The organism is Pollutimonas bauzanensis, from assembly GCF_900129885.1.
In the GTDB taxonomy this organism is placed as follows: Bacteria; Pseudomonadota; Gammaproteobacteria; order Burkholderiales; family Burkholderiaceae_B; genus Pollutimonas; species Pollutimonas bauzanensis.
Genome location: NZ_FQXE01000004.1, coordinates 169,424 through 192,893 on the forward strand (window position 1 = coordinate 169,424; position 23,470 = coordinate 192,893).

Here is a 23,470-nt window from a genome sequence, read left to right on the forward strand (position 1 = left end):
CTAGCGCCGGGGCCGGCGCGTGCCCAGGTAGGTGCCAAGCAGGATGCCCAGCAGCCCGAGCAGATGCCACGCGGTGAAGGGCTCGCCCAGCAGAAGCAGGGCGAAGCCCACGCCGAAAACCGGAATCCAGTACTGGAACAGGGAAGTACGCGCGACGCCCAGTTCGGCGATGGCCCGGTTCCACAGCATATTGCACATGGCTGTCGCCACGATGCCCGAAAACAGGATCAGGACCCATGGCCACAAGCCGGGCGCAAGCAGTATCCGGAGGTTCAGGGCGACGGCATCGCTCAGGAACAAGTGCAGGCACAGCAGCGCGGCCCCCAGGGTGTAGATGATGCTGCTGATGACCAGCGCGTTGAATTGCCGCGCCAGGGCCTGGATCAGCATGCCGCCCGCCACGAAGCTGAACATGGCTGCGGATACCTGCGCATCGCCCCAGCCGGCTTCCGACAGGGCCGCCTGCGGCCCGCTCAAGACGACCGCGAATACGCCGCCAAAGCCCAGGGCAATGCCAAGCAGCCGCAGGCCGGTCAGCGATTCGCGAAAGACGATCGCCGCCAGGACGGACGCCACCAGGGGGCTCAAGGCCATGATCAGCGATGAATTGGTGGCGCTGGCCGTCTGCATGCCGCGGGTGAACAGGATCTGGTTGCCGTAGACCATCAATACCGAGCAAAGCATGAAGCGCAGCCACTGCCCCGGGGAGATGCCGAGCAGGCCTGCCGGGCGCCGGGACCATGCCAGCGTCAGGTTGATGACGAGCGCCGCGAGCACCATGCGTATGCAGGCGATCAGCAGGGGGTCCAGGTAGGCTGTCAGTACCTTGATGGCTGAAATATTCAAGCCCCAAATAGCCATGGTGCCGATCAACAGCAACTGCGTTCTGACAGGATTCATTGAGGGCTTGAGGAATATCCGGGTTTGCCATAAGCATATCAGCTATGGCGCTCCTTGTGCCGGCCGCGGCTGTTTGGCGGCGGCGCAGCCCCTTGCGCGCGCCTGGGCCGGCATCGGCATGCCGATGCGCCCGGGCGCCAATTTCATATGTGCAAGGCCCTATCGTATGCCGACAAGACCGCTTCGTGCATCGCCTCGGACTGGGTGGGATGCGGAAAAATGGCGCGCATCAATTCGGCCTCGGTGGTTTCCAGCTCGGTGGCGACCACATAGCCCTGGATCATCTCCGTTACCTCGTCGCCAACCATGTGGGCGCCCAGCAATTCACCCGAATCGGCATCCATCAGCACTTTGACGAAGCCTCCCGTCGCGCCCAGCGCTATGGCCTTGCCGTTGGCCGAGAACGGGAATTTCCCCACCCTCACGGAGTGTCCGCGCTCCCGCGCCTGCCTTTCCGTGAGGCCCACATGGGCCACCTGCGGATGGCTGTAAGTGCACGCCGGCACGCGGTCGACATGCATGGGCTGCGGATCCAGGCCAGCGATTTTCTCGATGCAAAGAATGGCTTCGTGCGAGGCCTTGTGCGCCAGCCATGGCGCCCCGGCCACGTCCCCTATGGCATAGACGCCGGGCTCGTGCGTCGCGCCGAAAGCATCGGTCAGGATATGGGATTTTTCCAGCCTGACGGCGCTGCCTTCCAGCCCGAGGTCTTCGACATTGCCGACGATGCCCGCCGCGACCAGCACGACATCCACCGTTATCGTGGCGGGATGGGGGCCGTCCAGCCGGACCTCCCATGCCTTGCCCTGGCGCCGGGCCGCCGCGACCCGGCTTCCCACGTGAAGCCTGATGCCCTGCGCGCCCAAAGCGTCGCCCATGTAGGCCGAGATTTCTTCGTCCTCGCCAGGCAGTATCCGGTCGGCCACTTCCACGACATGCACCCCGGATCCCAGCGCATGGTAGAAGCTGGCGAACTCTATGCCTATCGCCCCCCCGCCTATCACCAGCAGGCGCTCGGGCAGAAAGGCCGGCGTCAAGGCCTCGCGGTAATACCACACGCTTTCGCCATCGGCCTCGAACCCGGGAAGGCGGCGGGCGCGGGCGCCGGTAGCCAGGACGATATGCCTGGCCGCCACCAGGGAATCGCCGCCGCTGCCGACCTGCAAGCGGCCGCCGCCCGCCAGCCGGGCGCGGCCCTTGATCACCGTGATCCGGTTTTTTTTCATCAAGTGCGCCACGCCGCGCTGCAGCTGCCCCGCCACGGCCCGCGAACGGGCGACCATGGCGGACAAATCGACGGCCGGCTCTGCGGCCTTCACGCCGAACTGCGCCGCGTCGCGCACCAGGCGCAATACGTCGGCGCAACGCAGCAATGCCTTGGTGGGAATACACCCCCAGTTCAGGCAAACGCCGCCCAGCTGGTCTTGTTCCACCAGGGCCGTGCGCATGCCCAATTGGGCGGACCGGATGGCGGCCACATACCCGCCGGGCCCGCCACCCACCACTACCACATCGAATTCTGAATGTTGCATCGCGCGCTCACACCAAGGCTGCCAAGGGATTTTCGACCAGGCGCTTGAATACCGCCAGCCATTTCGCGGCCAGCGCGCCGTCGATGGCGCGATGGTCGACCGACAGGGTCACCGACATCACCGCCGCCGCCACCAGCGCCCCATCGCTGACGACAGGCCGCTGCTCAACGGCCCCGACGGCCAGGATGGCGGCCTGCGGCGGATTGATGATGGCGGCGAATTCCTGCACGCCGAACATGCCCAGATTGCTGACGGTAAAGCTGCCGCCCTGGTATTCGTGCGCGGCAAGCTTGCCCTGGCGGGCGCGCCGCGCCAGTTCGGCGATCTCGGCGCTGACCAGGGATAGCGGCTTGGCGTCGACATTCAGCACGACCGGTGTGATCAGTCCGGCGCCGGTGGACACCGCCACCGCCACATCCACTTTTTCATAGCGGCGCAGGGCGGCATCCGTCCAGCTGACATTCATCGCCGGCAGTTCGCGCAAGGCGGCGCCGACAGCCTTGACGATGATGTCATTGACGGAAATCCGCCGCGCGGCGCCGGCATTTATCTGCTTGCGCAAGGCAAGCAGGCTGTCCATGCGGCAGTCGGCGCGCAGATAGAAATGCGGGATCGTGGATTTGCTTTCCGACAGGCGCCGCGCAATCGTGCGCCGCATGCTGGAGTGCGGGACGTCGAGATAGGCCTGGGACGCCCCTGCGGAAGCGGAAGCCGGAGCTTCCGGCGCGGCCGCGGGCGGCGTTTTCGCCACCGGAGCGGCAAAGGCGGCTGCCTGCACATCGCGCTTGATGATGCGGCCGCGCGGGCCGCTGCCGGTCAGCGCCAGCAAGTCTATGCCGCCGTCGCGAGCCAGGCGCCGCGCCAGCGGACTGGCAAAAACCCGTACACGCGCCGGCGCCGCATTCGCCTCGCCGCCCGCGCGGGGCGCCGGTGCCGGTGCCGGTGCCGGGGCCGGGGCCAGGGCTGCGGCGTCCTGCCGCGGACGCTCGCCGGCGGGCGCCGCGGCCACGCCCTGGCCGGCCAGCAGCGCATCGATATCGACATCTTTCTCGCCCGCGGCGTACAGGACGGCGATGGCTGCCCCGACGTCGGCATCCCGCCCGGCGTCGACGAGGATCTTGCCCAGCACGCCAGCCTCATCGGCGGTGAATTCAATGACGGCTTTCTCGGTTTCGATCTCGGCCAGGCAGTCGCCGACGGCGACGGCCTGGCCTTCTTTCTTGGCCCAGGACGCAATGGTCGCCGATGTGGCATTCGCCGCGACTCCCGGCATGCGGATGAGTGTTGCCATTTCAGCTCCTCCCCTTCGCCAGGTCCGGGCGATAGCTCGTTATGTCTTCATACTGCACCAGTTCCAGCACATTGCCTTCGGGGTCGCGGCAGAAGGCGAGGTATACGCCAGGGCGCACTTCGATATGCCGGCCGCCCGTCATGAATTCGATGCCTTCGTCCAGCAGGCGCCGGATGGCGGCTTCGATATCCGCGACGATGAAGGTCAGATAGGTCGCATTGGACCGGTCCAGTATGTATGCCGCCGGCTCATGTCCGGCCGCGGGCGCATTCGGAGCGAGCAGCTTGATGCGCTCGCCATATGAAGTCTGCAGGCGAACGACGGTATAGCCGCCGGCGGACAGCGCCGACGCGGCCGACTTTTCAGCCGGCACGGCGAACTCGCTGACAAAGGCGAAGCCGAGCGCCTCTTCGTAGAATCGCCGCAAGCGCGGCAAGTCGCGGCAGGCGATGCCCACTTCCAGCGGCGCGGTCATTTCGAATTTCATGGAGTTCTCCTCAAGCTTTCTGAATATCCGCGCCCTGATCGCGCATGACTTGCTTCAATCCCTCGACCACCTCCTCGGTACGGGCGCAAGCGGCGCGCTCCAGTACCTTGGAAATGCTGGGCGACGCTTCGCCGCCCGCGACCCGCTGGACCGGCTGATCCAGCCAATCGAAAAAGCGCCTCTGGATTTCATCGGACAGCCAGGCGCCATATGAGACGCCTTGCGCGCCTTGCTCGACGATCAGGACATTATTGGTCTTCCGTATGCTCTTCCCGATCGTTTCCCAGTCTATGCTTGCGCGGTCCAGCCAGCGCAGGTCTATCACCTCGGCGTCGACGCCGGCTTGTTCGGCGGCCTCCAGCGAATGCGCCACCATCGACAGATAGGTCAGGACGGTGACGTCCTTGCCGCCGCGGCGCACGGCCGCCTTGCCGAACGGCGTCTGGTAGTCGAAGTCGTCGACAGGCGCCGGGCCGCTGGAGGCATACAAGTCCACATGCTCGATGACCAGCACCGGATCTTCCAGGGCCAGGGCGGCATTCATCAGGCCCACATAATCGAAAGGCGTCGACGCCGCCACGATGCGCCATCCCGGACTGGTGGCGAAAATGCCCGCCGGGTCCATCGAGTGCTGCGAACCGTAGCCGGTGCCCATCGCCACCTTGGTGCGCAGCACCAGCGGCACATCGATGCCGCCGCCAAACATATGGCGCGCCTTGCCTATCTGATTGAATACCTGGTCGGCGGCCACCCACATGAAGTCGGGATACATGAACTCGACAACCGGCTTGAAGCGCCCGTCCATCGCCATCCCGCCGCCCAGGCCGACAAAGGCGTTCTCGCTGATGGGCGTGCCCAGGACGCGTTCTGGGAACTTGTCCTTGAGGCCACGGGTCGCGCCATTCGTGCCGCCCTTGAGGCGATGCACGTCCTCGCCCATGACGACGACGCTGGGATCGCTTTCCATGCGGCGCTCCATCACGTCGGCCACCAGATCGATGAACTTGCGGTTTTCCAGCTTGCCCTTGAAGGTATCCTGCTCTTCGGTGCGAGCCCCCGCCAATTCGCTCAAGTCGCCGCGCAGGCCGATATCGCGAAAGCCCGGTTCCGGCCAGAGGTCCGGGCGTATGCGGAGTGCCCCCGCCTTGCCGGCCGGATCGGTCTCAGTCAGGGCGCCCACCGCCCGCCGCATGGATTCCCGCATGCGCGCGCGCAGGTCCGTGATGTCCTGCTCGCCTATGAGTCCCCGCTTCTGCATCTGGCGGCCCAGCATGTCCAGGGGATCGCGTTCGCGCCAGGCCTGCTCTTCCTCCTTGCTGCGATAGCCGAAGGCGCTGCCCGGAAAGCCGCCATTCTGATGGAAGAAGCGATACACATCGGCCTCGATGATGGTTGGGCCCCTGCCCGCCCGCATGTGCCCGAGCGCCTGCTCCATGGCCAGATGCACCGCCAGGGGATCCATGCCATCCACTTTCCAGCTGGGAATGTTGAAGGCCAGTCCGCGCGCCGACAGGCGCGGTTCGGCCGTGGCTTCCTCCACGCTGGTCGATACGGCATAGCGATTGTTTTCGATGAAGAAACATAAAGGCAGCTTCCAGGCCGCCGCAAGGTTCATGGTTTCCAGCACGGACCCGATATTGATGGCGCCATCGCCGAAGTATGTCACGGCGACCGCATCGGTGCCGGCATGCTTGTGCGCCCATGCGGCGCCGGCCGCCAGCGGCACGCCGCCGCCAACGATGGCGTTGGTGCCGAGCACGCCGGCCTCCTCCCAGCGCAAGTGCATGGAGCCGCCGCGGCCGCGGCAGAAGCCCTGCGCCAGGCCGAGGATTTCGGCCAGCGTGCGCTGCAGCAAGACATCGACCTCGGCGCTGAGGCCGGCACGGGGGTCTATGCCGCCGGGCGTGACATACGCCAGCGCCTTGCTCAGAAACTGATGATGCCCGCGGTGCGAGCCATTGATCTGGTCGGCGGCGGTCAGCGCCACGATGGAGCCGGCCGCGCCGCCTTCCTGGCCTATGCTGGAATGCGCCGGCCCGTGCACCAGGCCGGCCATGGCGAGGTCCACCACGGTTTCTTCGAATGCGCGTATCAAATGCAAGTGGGACAGCAGCGTGCCCAGCAGTTTGGGGTCGGCCTTTTTCCAATCCGCTTCGGTGCTGCGCAACGCTACCCACTTGGAAGCGGGGGACAGCGCAATGGTTTCTGACATGAAATTGATCTCCAGACGGGTAGTTGCGGATATTCAGATGTAGCTGTAGGCGGACCATCCGCCATCGGCCACGACGACATGGCCGTTGATGAAGGAGGCGTGCTCGGACGCCAGGAACAGGGCCAGGGCCGCGATTTCCTGCGGCTCGCCAAGCCGGCCCAGCGGCGTCCGGCGCGCCAGCGCCTCGACATTCATGCGTCCCGCCTTGACCAGTTCGTCGACCAGGTCGGTCTTGACATACCCTGGCGCGATGGCATTGACCCTCAGGCCCAGCCTGCCCCATTCGATCGCCATGACCTTGGTCAGCATGGCCACCGCCGCTTTGCTGGTGCAATAGGCGGCGCGCTCGGGAGCGGCCACGACGCCGTACATGGAAGAAATGTTCAGGATGACGCCATGGGCCTGCCCGACCATGTGCCGCGCCACCGCCTGGGCGCAATAGAAAACGCCATTCACGTTGATGTCCATGGCCCTGCGCCAGTCGGCGCCCGTCAGCTCCAGTGTGGGCTGGTTCATGGAAATCCCGGCATTGTTAAGCAGTATGTCGATGCCCCCGAAAGCCGCCGCGGCGCCGGCTACGGCATCCTGGACCGCCTGCTCGTCATTGACGGGCGCGGCATAGGTCTGCACCGCGATCCCGGGAAATAATGCCAGCAGCTCGCCGCGGGCCTGCTCCAGGCTCAGCGGATTGATATCCAGCAGGGCCAGGCGGGCGCCGTTGGCGGCGAAGGCCAGGGCCATGGCGCGTCCGATGCCGCTGCCTGCGCCGGTGATGAATACCGCCTTATGCGCGAGATCCAGGAAAGACTTGCCTTGCGCCAGGCGCGCAAGGACCTCTGCAGACATGGTGTTCGTCATAGAGCCAGCCAATCCTTCAGTAATTGTGAGTTCCCCGCGAGCTCGCCGGGCGCGCCGCGGAAGACGATGCGGCCGTGCCCCAGCAAACACACGTGGGTGGAAATCTTCAGCGCGATCGTGAGCTTCTGCTCGACCAGGACGACCGACACGCCGCGGCGATGGATGTCCTGGATGGCTTCGCCGACTATGGTCACGATCTTCGGGGCCAGGCCTTCGGTGGGCTCGTCGATCAGGATAATCTTGGGATTGCCCAGCAGCGAGCGGCAGATCGTCAGCATTTGCTGTTCGCCGCCCGACAGATTGCCGGCCTGGGTGTTGCGCCGTTCTTTCAAGCGGGGGAAATAATCGAACATCTGGTCGACGGTCCACAGCGGAGCGTCGCCGCGCCTGGCCTGCATGCCCATCATCAGGTTTTCGTCGACGCTCAGGTTGCCGAACACCTCGCGCTCTTCCGGCACATAGGCGATGCCGGCGCGGGCGATGGCGTAGGACGGCGCCCCCGCGATGTCCTGCCCGTCCAGGAGAATCCGGCCCGACGTGGGAGGCACCAGGCCCATGATGGCCTTGATGGTGGTGGAGCGCCCCGAGCCGTTGCGACCCAGCAGGCTCATGACCTCGCCGCCGCCCACCTCGAAGCTCACCCCCTGGAGGATATGGCTCTTGCCGTAATGCGCGTGCAGGTCGCGCACCGACAGCAGCGGCGTTGCGGATGCATCGCTCATGCCGTCACCTCCGTACCGAGATAAGCTTCCTGCACCTGGACATTCGCCCGGATTTCATCTGGCGTGCCGGTGGCGATAATTTCGCCGTAAACCAGCACGCTGATCCGGTCGCTCAAGGAAAAGACGACTTCCATGTCGTGCTCAACGATCATCAGGGAACGCCCGGCCGTCAAGTCCCGGATCAGGCCGACGGTATATTCCGTTTCCTCGCGCGACATGCCGGCCATGGGCTCATCCAGCAGCAGGACCGCGGGGTCCGAGGCCAGCGCCATGCCGATTTCCAGGGAGCGCTGCTCCGAATACGACAATTCCCCGCCCAGGGTGTCGCGATGCCTGCCAAGGCGCAGTTGTTCGATCAACTGCTCGGTTTCATGCGTCACCCCCGCGGATCGCGATATCCGCTTCCAGAAGGTGTACTGCAGACCGTGGCGGCGCATGACGCCAAAACGCAAATTCTCGAATACGCTCAGGCCGGGAAAAATATTGGTGATCTGGAAGGAGCGCGCCATCCCCAGGCGATTGATGGCGCGCGCATCCATGCCCTGTATGGGCCGGTCCCCCAGAGTGATCTGGCCCGAGGAAGGCTGGAACTGGCCGGAAATCAGATGGAACAGGGTGGACTTGCCCGCGCCGTTGGGGCCTATGACCGCGTGGCGCTCGCCTTCGCGCAATTCGAGGTTCACCCCGCGGATGATGTGCGCATCGCCGAAAGACTTGTGTACGCCGCGCAGGGTCAGCGCCGCCCTGGCGCCGGAGGTGGCTATCGTATCGCTCATGCTGTTTGTTCCTCACGCAGAAACTGCCATTTCCGGTTGGCGCCGATCACCAGCGCAATACCGGCGGCCAGCAGGGCCGCGGGAAGCAGCCAGGTCGCCGCCGCGCCGGGCAGCCATTGCAGGCCGAACAGCGCGACGGCGGGCCAGGCGGCGCCCTCGACCAGCAAAGATTGATAGTCCTGCGCCAGGATGCGGGCCAGCAGTTCGACGATGAAGACGAAGCCGCAAGCCCCGAGCGCGCAGCCGGCCATCCGCAAGGCGAGAATGCGCAGCAGGGTCGCCGGGGCGTGCTTGCCGCGATTGCCGCTCCACCAGCCGGAGACGCTGAACAGGCCCGCCGGCATGAACATCATGACCAGCACGAAAATGACGCCCTGGTACAGCAGCCAAGTGCGGGTCAGGTCGGATACGGCATAGCCGAAGAAGGTCATGACCGCCGCGCCCAGGGCCGGGCCGAAGAATGCGCCTATCCCGCCGATATAGGAATTGAGCACCACCTGGGACGACAGGCTCATATCGAAGATCACGTAATTGGCGGCTTCATTGTTGAGGGCCAGCAGCGCGCCCGCGATCCCCGAAAATGTCGCCGATATCGTGAACACCATGAGACGCAGGGCATGGACGTTGTAGCCCATGAAGCGCAGGCGCTGGCTGTTTTCACGCAAGCCCTGGCATAGGCGCCCCAAGGGGGTGAGGGTCAGGAAATACAACAGCGCCAGGGACAGCAGCACCCATGCCAGCGTCAGATAATAGACCTCGATGGCGCTGCCGAAGGTCAGGCCCCATGCCGGCATGCGCATGGCCGACACGCCGCCTTCGCCGCCGAAAACGTCTTTCAGGTGGGGGGCCAGGGAGTGCAGCAGCTCGGCCAGCGCCAGCGTTATCATCGAAAAATACACGCCGCTGCGCTGGGTGGAAAACCAGCCGGCCACCAGGCCGAGCAGGCAGCCCGCCGCGGCCCCCACCAGCGGCAGCAAGGGCGCCGGCAGCAGGCCTGTTCCATCCAGCGCATTCATGGCGTGTATGGTGGCGAAGGTGCCTATGCCGAAATAGGCGGCGTGGCCGAAAGACAACATGCCGCCCTGCCCGGCCAGCACATTGAAGGCGCTGGCGAACAAGGCGGCGATCAGCATCTGGATGGCGGCGTTGACCAGCGATGTCGACATGAAGGCCGGCAACGCCAGCAGAAATGCCACGAGCAGCAAAAGCGCCAATATATGTGATGATTTCATTGGTTCTACTCCCTGGTTCCCATCAAGCCGGAAGGCCGGAACAGCAGCACCAGCAACATCAGCACAAACGGAATCGTGGCCGCCAGCGACGATACCTTCAAGGTCAGCAATCCGCCGAGCCCCTCGGCCCATGCGCGGGCGCCGAACCATCCCAATAAATCGGCGAGGCTGTAGTCGATGCCGACTGCGAACGACGATATCAGCCCGATAAGCAGCGAAGCGGCCATGGCGCCGCCCAGCGAACCCAGCCCGCCGACGACCACGACGACGAACACCAGTACGCCGAGCTCCATCGCCATGTTGGGATTGGTGGTGTAGAAGGCGCCGGCCACCGCGCCGGCCAGCCCGGCGAGGGCGGCCCCCACGCCGAACACCCCCATGAATACCATGGGAACGTTGTGCCCCAGGGCCTCGACCATGCGCGGCCGGTAGATCGCCGAGCGCACCACGATGCCTACGCGCGTCTTGGTCAGCAACAGGTAGATCAGCACGAACATCAATATCGACGTGGCGCCGATCAGCAAGCGGTAGAACGGATAGCTCGCGCCGAACAGGGGAAATGCCGAAAAGCTCAAGGATTCGGGAATGCGGTAGTCCACCGGATAATTGCCATAGAAAAGCTTGATCACTTCGGCGATGATGAAAGACAGGCCGAACGTAAGCAGCAGCTGGTGGCCATGGCCATGGCGGTGGACGCGGCGCAGAAGAAAGCGCTCGATCAGCGCGCCCAGGACGCCCACGATCAAAGGCGAAATGATGATGGCGGGCCAGAAGCCGACCACTTTCTGCAGGCTGTATGCGAGATAGGCCCCGACCATGTAGAAAGAGGTATGGGCGAAGTTGAGCACGCCCATCATCCCGAAGATCAGCGTCAGGCCGGCCGAGACCATGAACAGCAGCAAACCGTAGATCGTGCCGTTCAGCAGAGATACTGTGAAAAATTCCATGAATACACCTTTCCAGCCTGGCGCCGGCCGGACCATGAAGACGCGCGCTTGCGGCGGTTGCGCCTTGCGCAAAGCCAGCGCGCCCGATGGCCGGCGCGATAAGGCGGCCCCGGCCATCGGGCCGGGCCGCCGTACTATGCCTGTCAGGCGGGACGCTTCATCTTGCAGGTGGCTTCGACCGGATTCACGGCCTCTTCACCAGTAAAGCGCTTGACGATCTCGAAGCCCATGTCCGTGCCATCCACTTTGTATTTGGCGCTCTTCGTCACCTTGGACACGATAATGGGCAGCACCACCTGGTGGTCTTCGGCGCGGATATGGGTCTCGCCCATGGGAGTGTTGATCTGCACTTTTTCCAGGTTCAGGGCAAGCGCCGTCACATTGATCTTGCCGTCCTCGGGCTTCGTCGCCTTCAGGGCCTCGCCCAGCATCTGCAGGCCGAATACCGTCTGGGGCTCGATGAAGGTCGGGTAGTGCCCGGTCTTGGCCTTGTAGTCCTCCGCAAAGCGCTCGGTGTCGGCATTCGCCTGGACATTGAAGGCATGCGAAATATAGTGCCCCAGAGCGGTGTCGCCGGCGTTGGCCAGGTTGCCCACCTGATCCAGGAACACCGTCCCGAAGCGCACCTTCAGTCCGGCGGCGCGGCTCGCCTTCATCAACAGCAGCAGGTCGTTGGACCAGTTTCCGGTCAATACCGTTTGCGCTCCGCTCGCCTTGATTTTGCTGACGTAAGGCGAAAAGTCCTGGATCTTGTTGACATCGTGCAGGGTGCTTTCCACCACCTGGTATCCGCCCTGGGGCGCATAGGCCTGGATGGACTTCTGCATGTCCGCGCCCCAGGAATAGTTCTGGTTCATGGAATAGACTTTGGTGCCCAGCTCGTTGGCCTCTTTCATGGCCATCACCAGGGTCTTGACCCGGATGGGCGCATTGGTGGTGAAGCGGAAATGATAGAAGTGGCATTTGTCGCCGGTCAGCTCCAGGGCTTCGCCGCCCATGTTGAGGAACAGCACTTCCTTGCCGGGATTGCGTAGATTGTATTTGCGCACGTCCTCGGTGATCTGCCCCGACACCGCTGAAGAAGACCCCTGGATGATGATGCGCGCGCCATCCGCGATAGCCGCCTTGACCTTGTCGGATGCCCCGGCCGGCCCGCCCTGGTTGTCGTAGTCGGCCACCTCGATGGCTTCCCCGTTCCAGCCGCCCTTTTCATTGAGAACGCCGAATTGATACTTGACCGCAGCGCGGTACATCAAGCCCGTCGATGCCTGCGGGCCCGATAAGGTTTCGACCAGCGCCACTTTGAGCGGGGCGGCCTGGGCGGATGCCGCCGCCATGAATCCGCATGCCGACAACATTAAGGCAAGCCTTGTCTTGTTCATTCCATTATCTCCTGGTTCATTGTGGGAAACTTCCACCCGGCCCACGCCCGGCTATGGCGCATGGACCTTCTGTTTTTATAACTTGTCTGATAACATTTACAACTTATCAGACAAGTTGGCGGAAATTCTACTGAAGCAAAAAACCAGTGTCAACAGGACCGCGGCAAAAGGCCGCGCAGCCGGAAAAAATCGGGATGTATTGCTTTAGAATCAGTCAATTGCGCGACATAGGTATAAACCCCAGGGAGGAGCAGGACAATGATTTCCATGGCTAAAAAGACGGTTCTCATTACCGGGGCGGCCGGCGGCATCGGCCGCGCCACCGCCATCAGGCTCGCGAACAGCGGCGCCAATCTCGCGCTCAGCGACATCGATATGCAGGCCCTGGAAAAGCTGCGCGGCGAGCTGGCCGCCAGCGGGGCCGATATCACCTGCCACCGGACCGATGTCTCCGATTCGGCCTCCTGCGCCCAGACGGCGCAGGAGGCCGGCAGGCATTTCGGCAAAATCGATCATCTGGTGCATTCGGCCGGAATCTATCCGCAAGCCACGGTGGCGGACATGACGGACGCCGACTGGCAGCAGCTCATGCGCATCAACCTCGACGGCACTTTCCATATCTGCCGCGCCGTCATTCCCCACCTGGGACCCAACAGTTCCATCGTCAACCTGGCCTCGATGGCGGGGCACCGCGGCAGCCATTCGCATGCGCACTATTCGGCGTCCAAGGGAGCGGTGTCGAGCTTCAGCAAAAGCCTCGCGCTGGAGCTCGCGCCCAATACGCGCGTCAACATCGTCGCCCCGGGCATCATTGAAACCGCCATGACCTCGGACCTGCTGCGGCAAAAAGGCCAGGCGCTGCTGGACAGCACGCCGCTCAAGCGCTTCGGCACGGCGGACGACGTTGCCGGCGCGATTGTCTTTTTATGTTCGGACCTGGCGGGCTTCATCAGCGGCGCAACCATCCACGTGAACGGCGGGCTCTATATTGTCTGATTTGTCTGATCGGCTATATTGGACTCACCGCCCGCGAACCAAGCCGCCGAAAGCCGGAAGCCACTTCATCAAAATACGACGCAGATAATGAACGCTCCACACACCATGCCGCGCAGCGAATCGCTGACCCACGCGGTCGCGCAATGGATAAGCCGGGAAATCGAGCAGAACCGGCTGCTGCCTGGCGACAAGCTTCCCAGCGAAAAGCAATTATGCGAACAGTTTTCGGTGAGCCGCTCGGTGGTGCGCGAAGCGGTATCGCAGCTTAAATCCGAAGGGCTCGTCAGCGCGCAGCAGGGCCGGGGCGTTTTCGTCAACGAGCGCGGCGCCCGGCAATCGTTCAAGCTGCAGGCCACATCGCTGGATGATACGCAAAGCATTGCCCAGGTCATAGAGCTGCTGGTCACCATTGAAGCCGGCGCGGCGCGTTATGCGGCCCTGCGGCATACGCCGGAAGACCTCAAGCGCATCAAGCGCGCGCTGATAGGCATGGAATACGCCATCGCCAAGGACCAGTTGGGCGACGAAGAAGATTTCGCCTTTCATCAGGCCATTGTCGACGCCACCAAGAATCCGCATTTCATTACCTTGAACGAATACCTGGAACAGCACGTCCGCCGCCTGATCAGGCGGGCGCGCAGCAATACCGCGACCTATCACCACAACCTCGTTCAATTCGTGCAGCAGGAACACCAGGCTATCGTCCAGGCCATAGAGGCGCGCGACCCCGCGGCGGCGGCGCTTGCCGCCGAGACCCACTTACGCAACGCCGCCAAGCGCCTGAACACCTATATAAAGGACTGAAGCGCGCGCCGGGCCTGGCGGGCCGGCATGGCGCCTATGCGCGGCGCCTTGCCGATGGGGCTGCGGGTCGCCGAGACGAGGGCGGGACGCGCAAAGCGCGTCCGTCAGAAGTTCAGCGTCACGATAATACTGTCGCCGTAGTTTCCCGCGTAGGCATTTTGCCCGGCGGGGATGCGTCCATACACAGTGTAATTCGCCGATGTACCGTTGCCGCTTGCGATGGAGGAGGCCCCCCCTACGCCGTCTCCCCACACAACGTTGCGTCCGGCATCCAGATAAAGGTTGTACCTGAGCACGTGCCCTTCGCTGTTTGTCATGATGCGCGCCGCATAGGTTCCCGCTCCCGTGCTGAGCGCAATCGAGAAAGAAGCGGCCGCATCGCATGTGACGCCAATGTTGCCCGCGCTGTCCGTGTGCGCGGGGCTGAACTGCGTGTAATTGCCGAAGTTGATCGATTGCGCCGTGACATTGCACTGAGCCCATGCCTGCTGCGCCATCATGGCCAGCATGATTGCGGCAAAAATTCTCATGGCGCTACTCCTGTGCAGATAAAAGGTCCCAGCTGCGGCTGGATCTCGGACATGGCGGGATACGGCACCTCGATGTCGCAACTTTGCCCGCGCCACGTCGCACGCAAGCTGTTTTGCGCCGCCAGCCCAGTTATAAAAACTTCCCCCCGCAAGCCGACCGGGAATACTTCCGGCTGCCCGGCAATCCGCACTGTGGCTCCCGACGGCAATGGCTGGCCATTTTCAAGCACGATCGCAAGCACCGCGCCGCGAGATCGCCTCACCGGAAACTGCAGCAGAAGGCCGCTGCGGCCAAAGGGCACGGCATCGAGCAGCACCGCGTCGACTTGCGCATCCATCGGCAAATCCGCTTGCTCGATACGGATTGAATTTTTCTGATACGGACGCAGGCGCGGCAAAAGCGCCCCGCCATTGGCATCCGTATGCGCGACCACCTGATTGTCCGCGTAGACGCGCACGTTCGGATAGTCCGGCACCTTCACGACGGCAAAGCTCTCGTCAATGCGCCGGCTCAAGAACGCCGAACCTCCCAATATTGCGATCCCGCCCGCGGCGCTCGCGCGAATTGCGGTCTTGCGTTCCAGTTGCGCGGCTTCCAGGGTGTACCTGCCCATCTCATTCTGCAGGCTCAAACCGGCCTCGCGGCGCTCGGGCTCTCCCGCTCCCGCCAGCAGGCGATAACCGTATCCATTTCCTGGCGGCAGGCTGCGCTGCACTTGCACGACGGCTTGCTGATCCTTGCCCTGACGATTTACACCCGCACTGAGGCTGGCGCTGTGCCCCAGCGGCCGGGTAAAGAGCAGGCTGACCGCCGTCTGGGGCCCGGGCCCCAGCGTGCGCAAGGCGGACAAGCTCAGAAAGCCCAGCTGTCCCAGCGAGATACTGTAGCTTGCGCTTATCAGCCTGATCTCGTCGCTGCCGCGATACTTCTGCTGGACATAGCTTAGTCCGAAGGAACCGTAACCGCGGGTAGCAAGGCTGGCGAATACTTGGCTCGTCATCCAGGGAGACCCGCGTCCGCCTTCCAGCTCGAATTGCCCGGCGACGGGCGTAACGCCGAGCTGCCTGAAACCCTCGCTTGTGAACTGGACATTGCCGCCGAAACTCGAAGACCGCTGCTGGCGCTCGAAGCCCAAGGCTTTCAGCGTCCCTGCGCCCGCTTTGCTGCGGCTGCCCGCCAGAGACATATTGAACACGCCAACCGCAGGCCATAAAATCGCGCCTCCGAGCCCTGCCGTCTGCTGATCGCGCAGCAATTCGCCATGCGCCTCCGCCGTAAACCTGTCGGTGAATCCGAGGCGGTGTGTGCCGACCGCCGCGAACGGGCCATAGTGGTTGCTGGCAAGGCCGTAATCATTGCGCACGAATCCCATCTCGTACGAGTAATCGTGCAAGCCGGAGCGCAATAAGCGGGGGCTGGCGTAGTAGGGCGCGCTGATCACGCTTTCGCGCCCCAGCAGATCGCGCAACACCAGCCTGGCCTCGCCCTGGCCTGTCACGACAGGCAGATCCTGTATGCTGAACGGACCCGCCGGCACGTCGCGGCGCAAGCGCAGCGCATCGTTTATATAAAGATCGACGGTCGACGGCAATACCGCCACCCCCGACATGCCCGGCTGCGGGAAAGTGATCAAGCCCGGCTGGGTGGCAAAGTTCGTCGCCCATTGAACTCCGGCAAAGCGCAGCGAACGCGCCCAGGCGCTGGCGTTGGTGATCGAGTCGCCCAGCCGCAGGCTGACGCGGTCCTGCGGCCGGTCTTGGGTCCAGGTCGTATCGAGCCGGACAAATTGCGTATTCGATCCGAGGTCCTTCGCCAGGAAAGTTCCTGTACCCGACCCGGACCCGCTGAACGCGCCCAGTTCGAACAAGCCGCTGGCATCGGTCCGGCCTGAATCTTGGTTTGCCGCAATGTCGTAGTTGAAGAATCCCCCCGGGGACGAGGGTGTCGGGACAAGATACTCCTCTGGCAGGCCCGCTATGGTGGTGCCATGAAAAAGCGCGGCCGGGACATTCAATTCCAGGGCCTGACGCGCCTCATCGACGGTAAATGCCGCGCCCGGCAGCGCATCCAGCGGATACCACTCATCGCCGCCATGAGATAGAGGCGTGACGTCCGGCACTCGCAGCCTCCAGCGTTTCAGGTCTTCGCCGCGCGCCATCAGACGCCCCTCGTGCCTCAGCACCAGAACGATTTCCGCCGATTCCTGGCGGTTCACTTGAAATGCAAGCCACATTTCTTCATCGGCCATATTCCCGCTCGCCGGTAGCGCCGCCCCGGAAATTGCCGACAGCAAAAACGCAATCAGCGCAAGGACCGGCCAATGTGGGGAAAATCGACCTGCGCTACTGTTTTTCCAATACCAGATCGGTTTCGACATTGCCAGCGTCCGTCTGCGCAGCAAGGCGCAGTGTCGCCCCCGGCGCCAGGTTAGCTTTGACGATCCAATCCAGGCTTTGGCCCGGCATAAGGTACGCGGCAACCTGGCGAGTCACCGGCGGCAAGGCGCTATTTGCCTGCGAAACGCTGAAATTGGCGACCTGGACATGCACATTGCCGGAATTGGCCGCTGTTATCTTGATTTTCCCAGGAGCCATCGTGGCCGCTTTCCATTGCAACATGGGCGAGGCCTGGACCAATGGCAATACGAAAACGGGCACGCCTATCCGTAATGCCACCTGCAGACCGCGGAAGCCGGGCGCCGGGGGCGGGGGCACTTCCTGCAGATATAAACGGTAGCTGAGTTCCCGCTGCGGATCGATCGGACGGCGCAGGCCGACCCGCAGCAGCTGCGACCCACCCGCCGGCACCGTGAAAATGGGCGGGGTAGCAAGAATTTCCCGGGTGGGCGTGTAGACGTCCTTGCCTTCGCGCTGGGACCAGCTGAATACTTCCAACTGGACAAGAGCCGGCGCGCCGCCACTGTTTTGCAAGGTGAGGGCGGCCACCGGCCGCTTGTCGGACAGCATCACCCGGACCGGGTTGACGGAGAGGGAGCCCGCTCGCGCCCAGCCGCAAGCGAGCATGCTGACCAGGAATAAAATACTGCCAAAAAAGAAGAAACGCGTCCGGGCTGCCGCGGCGGCCATTAAAAATCGATCGTGGCGGTGATGGTGTCGCTATAAACGCCAGCGATCGCGCTCGTTTGGCCGGACGGGATGCGGCCGTAAACGGTGAAGAGCTGCCCCGCTCCATTGCCGGTGTCTCCCGCGACGGTGGTTCCGCCGATATCGTCCCAGTTGACGCCTCCGGAAGCAATGGTCGACAAGGTGTAATTCAGGCGCGCCGTCCCGTTGCTATGCGTCATCTGGCGAGTGGTCACCGTTGCGCCGGGCGTGGCGCCGGCGTTCAGGCCTATGGTATAGGGGCTGCCATTGGTGCAGGTCGCGGTAAGCACGCTGGTGGCGTCGACATTCCCGCCGAGCGCGTTGATGGTTTCGCCAAAAGCAAGTGGCGTGCCTTCAATAGTGCACGCGGCGGCGACCGTCCCCCCGACAGCGAAGGTGCCAGTGGCCTGCGCCGCCTGGCTGTCGGCGCCGATGACCAGGCCGCCCAGCGCAAGAGCGGAAGCAAGTGCAAATTTGAATGAACGTTGAACATGGTTGCGGGTTTTCATTGGGCCTTCCTCTAGATAATAAAATGCCGTCACCCAGTGATGGCATGGTCCGCGCCAGCGATGGTATGGTCAACGGCGCTGAAAACAGGTATCGAGAGGAAGGAACGGTTCTGCCGCCCCGCGCGGTTTGGTCTCAAGCTACAGGCCTTCGGTTCCCTTCTTTTGACTCGTTCGCCAGTGTCATTGGATCCTGATGCTGCGCAACCGCTACCAGGGTATTGTTAATTTTTATTTCGAGTAATGACATATATCAATAATTGTGACGCCGCGACGGCGGCCGGCCTTAGACACGCTGGAAAATGCCGGCCGCCCCCATGCCGGTGCCGACGCACATGGTCAGCATGCCGTACTCCAGATTGCGCCGGCGCAGGCCGTGAATGACCGTCGCGGCGCGGATGGCGCCGGTGGCGCCCAGGGGATGGCCCAGGGCGATCGCCCCGCCCAGCGGATTGACGATAGCCGGATCCAGGCCGAGATCGCGAATGACAGCCAGCGATTGCGCGGCAAAAGCCTCATTCAGTTCTATCCAGCCGATCTGGTCCAGCGTCAGGCCGGCCAGCCTGAGCGCGTGCGGAATGGCTTCCTTGGGCCCTATGCCCATGATTTCCGGGGGCACACCCTTTACGGCGAAGGACACGAAACGCGCCAGTGGGGTCAGCCCGTGGGTTTTCAGGGCGCGCTCGGACACCACCAGCAGGGCGCCGGCGCCGTCGGAAATCTGTGAACTATTGCCCGCCGTGACGCTGCCTCTGGCCGCGAACACGGGGCGCAGTTTCGCCAGGGCTTCCAGGCTGGTGTCGGCGCGCGGGCCTTCATCGAGCGCGACCGTGGCGCTGGCGAGGGCCACTTCCCCGCTGTCGAGGTCGGGACTGCGGCGCAGCACTTCTATGGGCAGGATCTCGTCGGCGAATTCGCCGGCCCGCTGGCCGGCAATGGCGCGCTGGTTCGATTGCAGGGCGAATGCGTCCTGATCCTCGCGGGAGACTTTCCAGCGCGCCGCGACTTGCTCGGCGGTAAGGCCCATGCCGTAGGCGATGCCGAGGTTTTCATCGCGCTCGAAGATGCCCGGGCTGAACGAGGTGCCGACGCCCATGGTGGGCACCAGGCTCATGGATTCCGTGCCCGCCGCGATGATGACATCGGCTTCCCCCACCCGGATCCGGTCGGCCGCCATGGCGATGGCGGTAAGGCCGGAGGCGCAAAAGCGGTTGACGGTCACGCCGGCCACCGAGGCAGGCAGGCCGGCCAGCAAGGCGCCTATGCGCGCCACATTCAGGCCTTGCGGGCCTTCCGGTATGGCGCAGCCCACGATGGCGTCTTCAATGGCGGCTGGGTCCAGGCCGGGAGCCTGCGCCAGCAGACCCTTTATGACGGTGGCCAGCAGGTCATCGGGCCGGGTGTGCGAAAACATCCCGCGCGGCGCCTTGCCGATGGGGCTGCGGGTTGCCGCGACGATATAGGCTTGTTGCAATGTGGTCATGCCTGTTCCTCTTTTGCTGTTTGCATGGGCGCCCCGTCAATTGCGGACAGGCTTGCCGGTTTTCAGAATGCCGGCGATGCGTTCCTGGGTTTTTTCCTGGACCAGCAGGTTCAGGAAGGCCTCGCGCTCGCGCTTGAGCATCCAGGCTTCGTCCACCAGGGAGCCTGGATCCACGTCGCCTCCGCACATGACATAGGCGATTTTTTCGGCCACCGTGAAATCATGGTCGGAGATGTAGCCGCCGACTTTCATGTTGAGCAATTGCGCTTTCAGCGTGGCGATGCCGTCGCGGCCGGCCACCGGGAAGCGCCGCGGCAGCGGCGCGCGCCAGCCCGCCTCGGCCAGGTTGCGCGCTTCGCGCACGGCCACGTACAGCAGTTCATGGCGATTCATGACGATGGGATCCGACGGCCGCAAATAACCCATATTGCGCGCATCCAGGGCGGACTTCGACACCTGGGCGCTGGCGACCGCCAGGGCGAACTTTTTCAGGAAGGCCAGCAAGGGCGCGTCGGGCGCCGCCTCGGCCTGCAGCTCGGCCGCCCGGCGGGCGCAGAACGACAGCCCGCCGGCGCCCGGCACCAGGCCTATGCCGGCCTCGACCAGGCCGATATAGGTCTCGAAATGCGCCACGCGCCGCGCGCAGTGCACCGCCAGTTCGCAGCCGCCGCCCAGCGCCAGGCCGGCCAGGGCCGCGACCACCGGGACTTGAGCGTAGCGCAGGCGCAAGACCATGTCCTGCATTTCGCGCTCTATCGGCTCCACGGCCGCGGCGCCGCCCTGCTCGAAAGCGGGCAGCATGGCCTTGAGATCGGCGCCGGCCGAAAAGGGGTCGTCCGTCTGGCCGATGACCAGCGCCTTGAATGAGGCCTCGGCCAGATCGACGGCGTGCGCGATGCCGCGCACCACGCCGGGGCTGAGGGTATGCATCTTGGTCTTGAACGACACCAGCAATACGTCGCCCGGATGCGGCGCGGGCAGCGTCCAGCAACGGACCGCTTCGTTTTCGTACACCACCGCCGGCTCCAGGCTGGCGGTTTCGCCCACGAGCAGGGGCGCGCCGATCTGCCGCTGGTACACAGGCAGGCCGCTGCGCCCCTCGAAGCGCTTGTCGCGCGGGTTCCAGGAGCCGGCGGGCGTATGCACGCCGCGGGCCTCCCAGACCGGCCCGCGGGTCGCCCACTCGGGCAGCGGCGCGCTGGACAGGGTCTTGCCGGCGGCGATGTCCGCGGCAATCCAGCCGGCCACATCGCGCCAGCCCGCCGCCTGCCAGATTTCGAACGGCCCCTGGGCATGGCCGAAGCCCCATTTCATGGCCAGGTCGACCTGCCGCGCGGTGTCGGCGATATCGGCCAGGTGGACGGCGCTGTAATGAAAGCCGTCGCGCAACACCGCCCACAGGAATTGCGCCTGCGGGTGATCGGAATCGTGCAAGGCCTTGAGCTTTCTGGCCGGATCCCGCTCGGCGAGGATAGCCGCGACCGGCTCGGCTATGGTGGCGCCGGCCGGCACGTACTCTTGCCGGGCCGGATCCAGGCGCGATATGGCCTTGCCTTGCTTGCGATAGAAGCCCGCGCCGGTTTTCTGGCCCAGCGCGCCTTTCGCGATCAGGGCGGCCAGCACCGGCGGCACGCCGAAATGCGGGTGAAAAGGATCTTGCGGCAACTGGTCCTGCATGGTGCGTATGACATGCGCCAGCGTGTCCAGCCCCACGACGTCCGCCGTGCGGAATGTGCCGGACTTGGCGCGCCCCAGCCGGGTGCCGGTGAGCTCATCGACCAGGTCGTAGGGCAGGCCGAATTTCTCGGCCTGGGCGAACACCGACAGGATGCCGAAGACGCCTATGCGGTTGCCGATGAAATTGGGCGTGTCTTTGGCCCGGACCACGCCCTTGCCCAGCTGCGACACCAGAAAGGTTTCCAGCAGATCCAGCAAAAGGGGCGAGGTATCGGCGGTCGGTATCAGTTCCACCAGAGTCATGTAACGCGGCGGATTGAAAAAATGCACGCCGCAAAAACGCGCGCGCAGCGATTCAGGCAGCGCCGCCGCGAGATCGGTAATCGACAGTCCCGAGGTATTGCTGGCGATGATGGCGTCGTGCTTGATGGCGGGGGCCAGCTTGTGATAGAGGTCGCGCTTCCAGTCCAGGCGCTCGGCGATGGCTTCGATGACCAGGTCGCATTCGGCCAGGCGGGGCAGATCGTCTTCGTAGTTGGCGACGCTGATCAGGGCCGCAAGCTCGGGGCTGCCCAGCGGCGCCGGATTCAGCTTGGCAAGCTGCGCAACCGCCCGCCGGGCAATGCCGTTCCTGTCGCCCTCCTGGGCCGGCAAATCGAACAGCACCACCGGCACGCCCGCATTCACGCAATGCGCGGCAATCTGCGCGCCCATGACGCCGGCGCCGCACACCGCCACCTTGCGTATGTGGAATCGGGCGGCATCCGCCGCCGCTTGTTGACCGGATTGACCAGACTGCATGGACATACCCCCAAATTGGACAGGCGAGCCGCGGCGATTCCGGCTCGCGGTTAGAAGAACACACCGGACCGACAATAATCCATGGCGCGAATTTTTACCACGACGTGCATCAACCGCGGCGGCTGCAGCCAGAGCAGTTCATTATAGAATAGCGCCCACAGACCCACTGGAAACATCCGCCTCCCATGGCCCGACTGCCCCGCCTCTACGCCCCGCAGATTCCCCAGCTCGTGCTGGCGGAATTCGCCCGCCCGCTGGCTGCCGTCTCCGATCCCACGCCGCAGGCCGAGCTGGACCAGTTGCTGGCATGGCTGCAGCAGGACGCCCGCGGGCACAAAGTGGCGCTGCATGGCTGGCTGCTGCTGAACGACCGCATCATATTGCTGGCCACGCCGCCCGATGCGCAAAGCCTGTCGAAATTGATACAGGCCCTGGGCCGGCGCATGGCCGCGCAGATGCGGCGCGGGCGGGTTTTTGCGGGCCGCTATCGAAGCGCCCTGGTCGAACCCGGCCATTGGATGCTGCCGGCGCTCATCTGGCTGGAATCCTTGCCGGTGCAAATGCACTACGTCGACAAGCCGGAGAACTGGCCGTGGTCGTCGGCGGCCGGACACGCCGGGGTGGACACGCGCAGTGACGCGCTGGTCACCGACCACATCGATTATTGGCAGGACGGCAATACGCCGTTCGCGCGCCAGGCCAGGTACAGGGAGCGCATGGCCCATGGCTTGTCGGCCACGCAGAACCGGCGCATCGAACAGGCTCTTTTCGGCCAGTGGGCGCTGGGCGAACCGGCGTTTCTCGCCCGGATCGAAGCCCGCGCGTCGCGCCGCGTGGCGCCCACCCCGCGCGGCAGGCCCCGCAAAGCCGCCGGCTGACCCGGCGCGGCTTGTCGGAAGGGCCGCGACGCGGCCCCGCGGCGGGACGCGGATTACCTGCAGACTTGCGATCCGAAGAATACGACGCCCATGCCGCCGGCCGGTCTATGCCCGCCGTTGCGGCCGGCGCGTTGCAAACCTGCGGTCTTTTTGCTCGCGGGCAGCGCTTTTTTTTGCCCGATTTTGGTGCATCCCGGCAGCGCCAAGGCAAGCATTTTTCTAAAAATCATTTTTTTCTCCTTTTATAATCAATGATTTAAATACGTCCCCAATTATGTCATCCATAGATGATGGCGTCAATTAAAAGGGTCGCACCCCTTTTATTCCTCTTGTAAAAGAGTCGCGGCGGCG

21 protein-coding genes are annotated in these 23,470 nt (G+C 64.0%); 4 read left to right on the forward strand and 17 right to left on the reverse strand.

What is annotated here, in order from left to right; genetic code table 11:
• The 11 genes from BUB23_RS09350 to BUB23_RS09400 form a co-directional block, all read right to left on the reverse strand.
• On the reverse strand, positions 1 to 900 hold the full coding sequence (locus BUB23_RS09350) for a DMT family transporter (RefSeq protein ID WP_073102841.1): 900 nt from the start codon (positions 898 to 900) through the stop codon (positions 1 to 3).
• A gap of 143 nt (positions 901 to 1,043) precedes the next feature.
• A complete protein-coding gene (gene lpdA, locus BUB23_RS09355) occupies positions 1,044 to 2,432 on the reverse strand; it encodes a dihydrolipoyl dehydrogenase (protein WP_073102842.1) in 1,389 nt (462 codons plus the stop codon).
• A 7-nt stretch (positions 2,433 to 2,439) separates the two neighbouring features.
• The gene (locus tag BUB23_RS09360) at positions 2,440 to 3,723 is read right to left on the reverse strand and encodes a pyruvate dehydrogenase complex dihydrolipoamide acetyltransferase (protein ID WP_073102843.1); all 1,284 of its coding nucleotides are present in this window, start codon (positions 3,721 to 3,723) and stop codon (positions 2,440 to 2,442) included.
• A 1-nt stretch (position 3,724) separates the two neighbouring features.
• Positions 3,725 to 4,210 carry a VOC family protein gene (locus BUB23_RS09365; RefSeq protein ID WP_073102844.1) on the reverse strand — a complete coding sequence of 162 codons (486 nt, stop codon included), beginning with the start codon at positions 4,208 to 4,210 and terminating at the stop codon, positions 3,725 to 3,727.
• A 10-nt stretch (positions 4,211 to 4,220) separates the two neighbouring features.
• Positions 4,221 to 6,422, reverse strand: coding sequence for an alpha-ketoacid dehydrogenase subunit alpha/beta (locus tag BUB23_RS09370; RefSeq protein WP_073102845.1), 2,202 nt, complete (start codon positions 6,420 to 6,422; stop codon positions 4,221 to 4,223).
• A 33-nt stretch (positions 6,423 to 6,455) separates the two neighbouring features.
• Positions 6,456 to 7,280 (reverse strand): SDR family NAD(P)-dependent oxidoreductase, encoded by an 825-nt coding sequence (locus BUB23_RS09375; RefSeq protein WP_073102846.1) that lies wholly within the window; start codon positions 7,278 to 7,280, stop codon positions 6,456 to 6,458.
• Complete coding sequence (locus tag BUB23_RS09380; RefSeq protein ID WP_073102847.1) at positions 7,277 to 8,002, reverse strand: ABC transporter ATP-binding protein; 726 nt, start codon at positions 8,000 to 8,002, stop codon at positions 7,277 to 7,279. The genes BUB23_RS09375 and BUB23_RS09380 overlap by 4 nt, the downstream gene beginning before the upstream one ends.
• Complete coding sequence (locus tag BUB23_RS09385) at positions 7,999 to 8,778, reverse strand: ABC transporter ATP-binding protein (protein WP_073102848.1); 780 nt, start codon at positions 8,776 to 8,778, stop codon at positions 7,999 to 8,001. The genes BUB23_RS09380 and BUB23_RS09385 overlap by 4 nt, the downstream gene beginning before the upstream one ends.
• Positions 8,775 to 10,010, reverse strand: coding sequence for a branched-chain amino acid ABC transporter permease (locus BUB23_RS09390; protein ID WP_073102849.1), 1,236 nt, complete (start codon positions 10,008 to 10,010; stop codon positions 8,775 to 8,777). Before BUB23_RS09390 ends, BUB23_RS09385 begins: the two co-directional genes overlap by 4 nt.
• Before the next feature lie 5 nt (positions 10,011 to 10,015).
• Positions 10,016 to 10,957 carry a branched-chain amino acid ABC transporter permease gene (locus BUB23_RS09395; protein WP_073103098.1) on the reverse strand — a complete coding sequence of 314 codons (942 nt, stop codon included), beginning with the start codon at positions 10,955 to 10,957 and terminating at the stop codon, positions 10,016 to 10,018.
• Positions 10,958 to 11,100: 143 nt separating this feature from the next.
• Positions 11,101 to 12,339: a branched-chain amino acid ABC transporter substrate-binding protein gene (locus BUB23_RS09400; RefSeq protein WP_073102850.1), complete on the reverse strand. Its 1,239-nt coding sequence runs from the start codon at positions 12,337 to 12,339 to the stop codon at positions 11,101 to 11,103.
• 267 nt (positions 12,340 to 12,606) lie between these two features.
• On the opposite strand from BUB23_RS09400, the gene BUB23_RS09405 reads away from it, so the two are divergent.
• Both BUB23_RS09405 and BUB23_RS09410 read left to right on the forward strand, forming a co-directional pair.
• Positions 12,607 to 13,335 (forward strand): SDR family NAD(P)-dependent oxidoreductase, encoded by a 729-nt coding sequence (locus BUB23_RS09405; protein WP_245801222.1) that lies wholly within the window; start codon positions 12,607 to 12,609, stop codon positions 13,333 to 13,335.
• Between the two features lie 87 nt (positions 13,336 to 13,422).
• Positions 13,423 to 14,139 (forward strand): FadR/GntR family transcriptional regulator, encoded by a 717-nt coding sequence (locus BUB23_RS09410; protein ID WP_073102852.1) that lies wholly within the window; start codon positions 13,423 to 13,425, stop codon positions 14,137 to 14,139.
• Between the two features lie 104 nt (positions 14,140 to 14,243).
• On the opposite strand, the gene BUB23_RS09415 is transcribed toward BUB23_RS09410, so the two are convergent.
• From BUB23_RS09415 to BUB23_RS09440, 6 genes are all read right to left on the reverse strand, one after another.
• Positions 14,244 to 14,669, reverse strand: coding sequence for a Csu type fimbrial protein (locus BUB23_RS09415; RefSeq protein WP_073102853.1), 426 nt, complete (start codon positions 14,667 to 14,669; stop codon positions 14,244 to 14,246).
• Positions 14,666 to 16,918 carry a fimbria/pilus outer membrane usher protein gene (locus BUB23_RS09420; protein ID WP_178372294.1) on the reverse strand — a complete coding sequence of 751 codons (2,253 nt, stop codon included), beginning with the start codon at positions 16,916 to 16,918 and terminating at the stop codon, positions 14,666 to 14,668. The genes BUB23_RS09415 and BUB23_RS09420 overlap by 4 nt, the downstream gene beginning before the upstream one ends.
• 94 nt (positions 16,919 to 17,012) lie before the next feature.
• Complete coding sequence (locus BUB23_RS09425; RefSeq protein WP_084135924.1) at positions 17,013 to 17,756, reverse strand: fimbrial biogenesis chaperone; 744 nt, start codon at positions 17,754 to 17,756, stop codon at positions 17,013 to 17,015.
• Complete coding sequence (locus BUB23_RS09430) at positions 17,756 to 18,283, reverse strand: Csu type fimbrial protein (protein WP_073102854.1); 528 nt, start codon at positions 18,281 to 18,283, stop codon at positions 17,756 to 17,758. The genes BUB23_RS09425 and BUB23_RS09430 overlap by 1 nt, the downstream gene beginning before the upstream one ends.
• A gap of 283 nt (positions 18,284 to 18,566) precedes the next feature.
• Entirely contained in the window at positions 18,567 to 19,763 is a 1,197-nt protein-coding gene (locus BUB23_RS09435; RefSeq protein WP_073102855.1) for an acetyl-CoA C-acyltransferase, read from the reverse strand.
• A gap of 36 nt (positions 19,764 to 19,799) precedes the next feature.
• Positions 19,800 to 22,241: a 3-hydroxyacyl-CoA dehydrogenase/enoyl-CoA hydratase family protein gene (locus tag BUB23_RS09440; protein ID WP_073103101.1), complete on the reverse strand. Its 2,442-nt coding sequence runs from the start codon at positions 22,239 to 22,241 to the stop codon at positions 19,800 to 19,802.
• 185 nt (positions 22,242 to 22,426) lie between these two features.
• Here BUB23_RS09440 and BUB23_RS09445 point away from each other — a divergent pair, with 185 nt between their 5' ends.
• Positions 22,427 to 23,119, forward strand: coding sequence for a hypothetical protein (locus tag BUB23_RS09445; protein ID WP_073102856.1), 693 nt, complete (start codon positions 22,427 to 22,429; stop codon positions 23,117 to 23,119).
• A gap of 65 nt (positions 23,120 to 23,184) precedes the next feature.
• Complete coding sequence (locus tag BUB23_RS26675; RefSeq protein ID WP_143160932.1) at positions 23,185 to 23,367, forward strand: hypothetical protein; 183 nt, start codon at positions 23,185 to 23,187, stop codon at positions 23,365 to 23,367.
• Positions 23,368 to 23,470 lie beyond the last annotated feature (103 nt).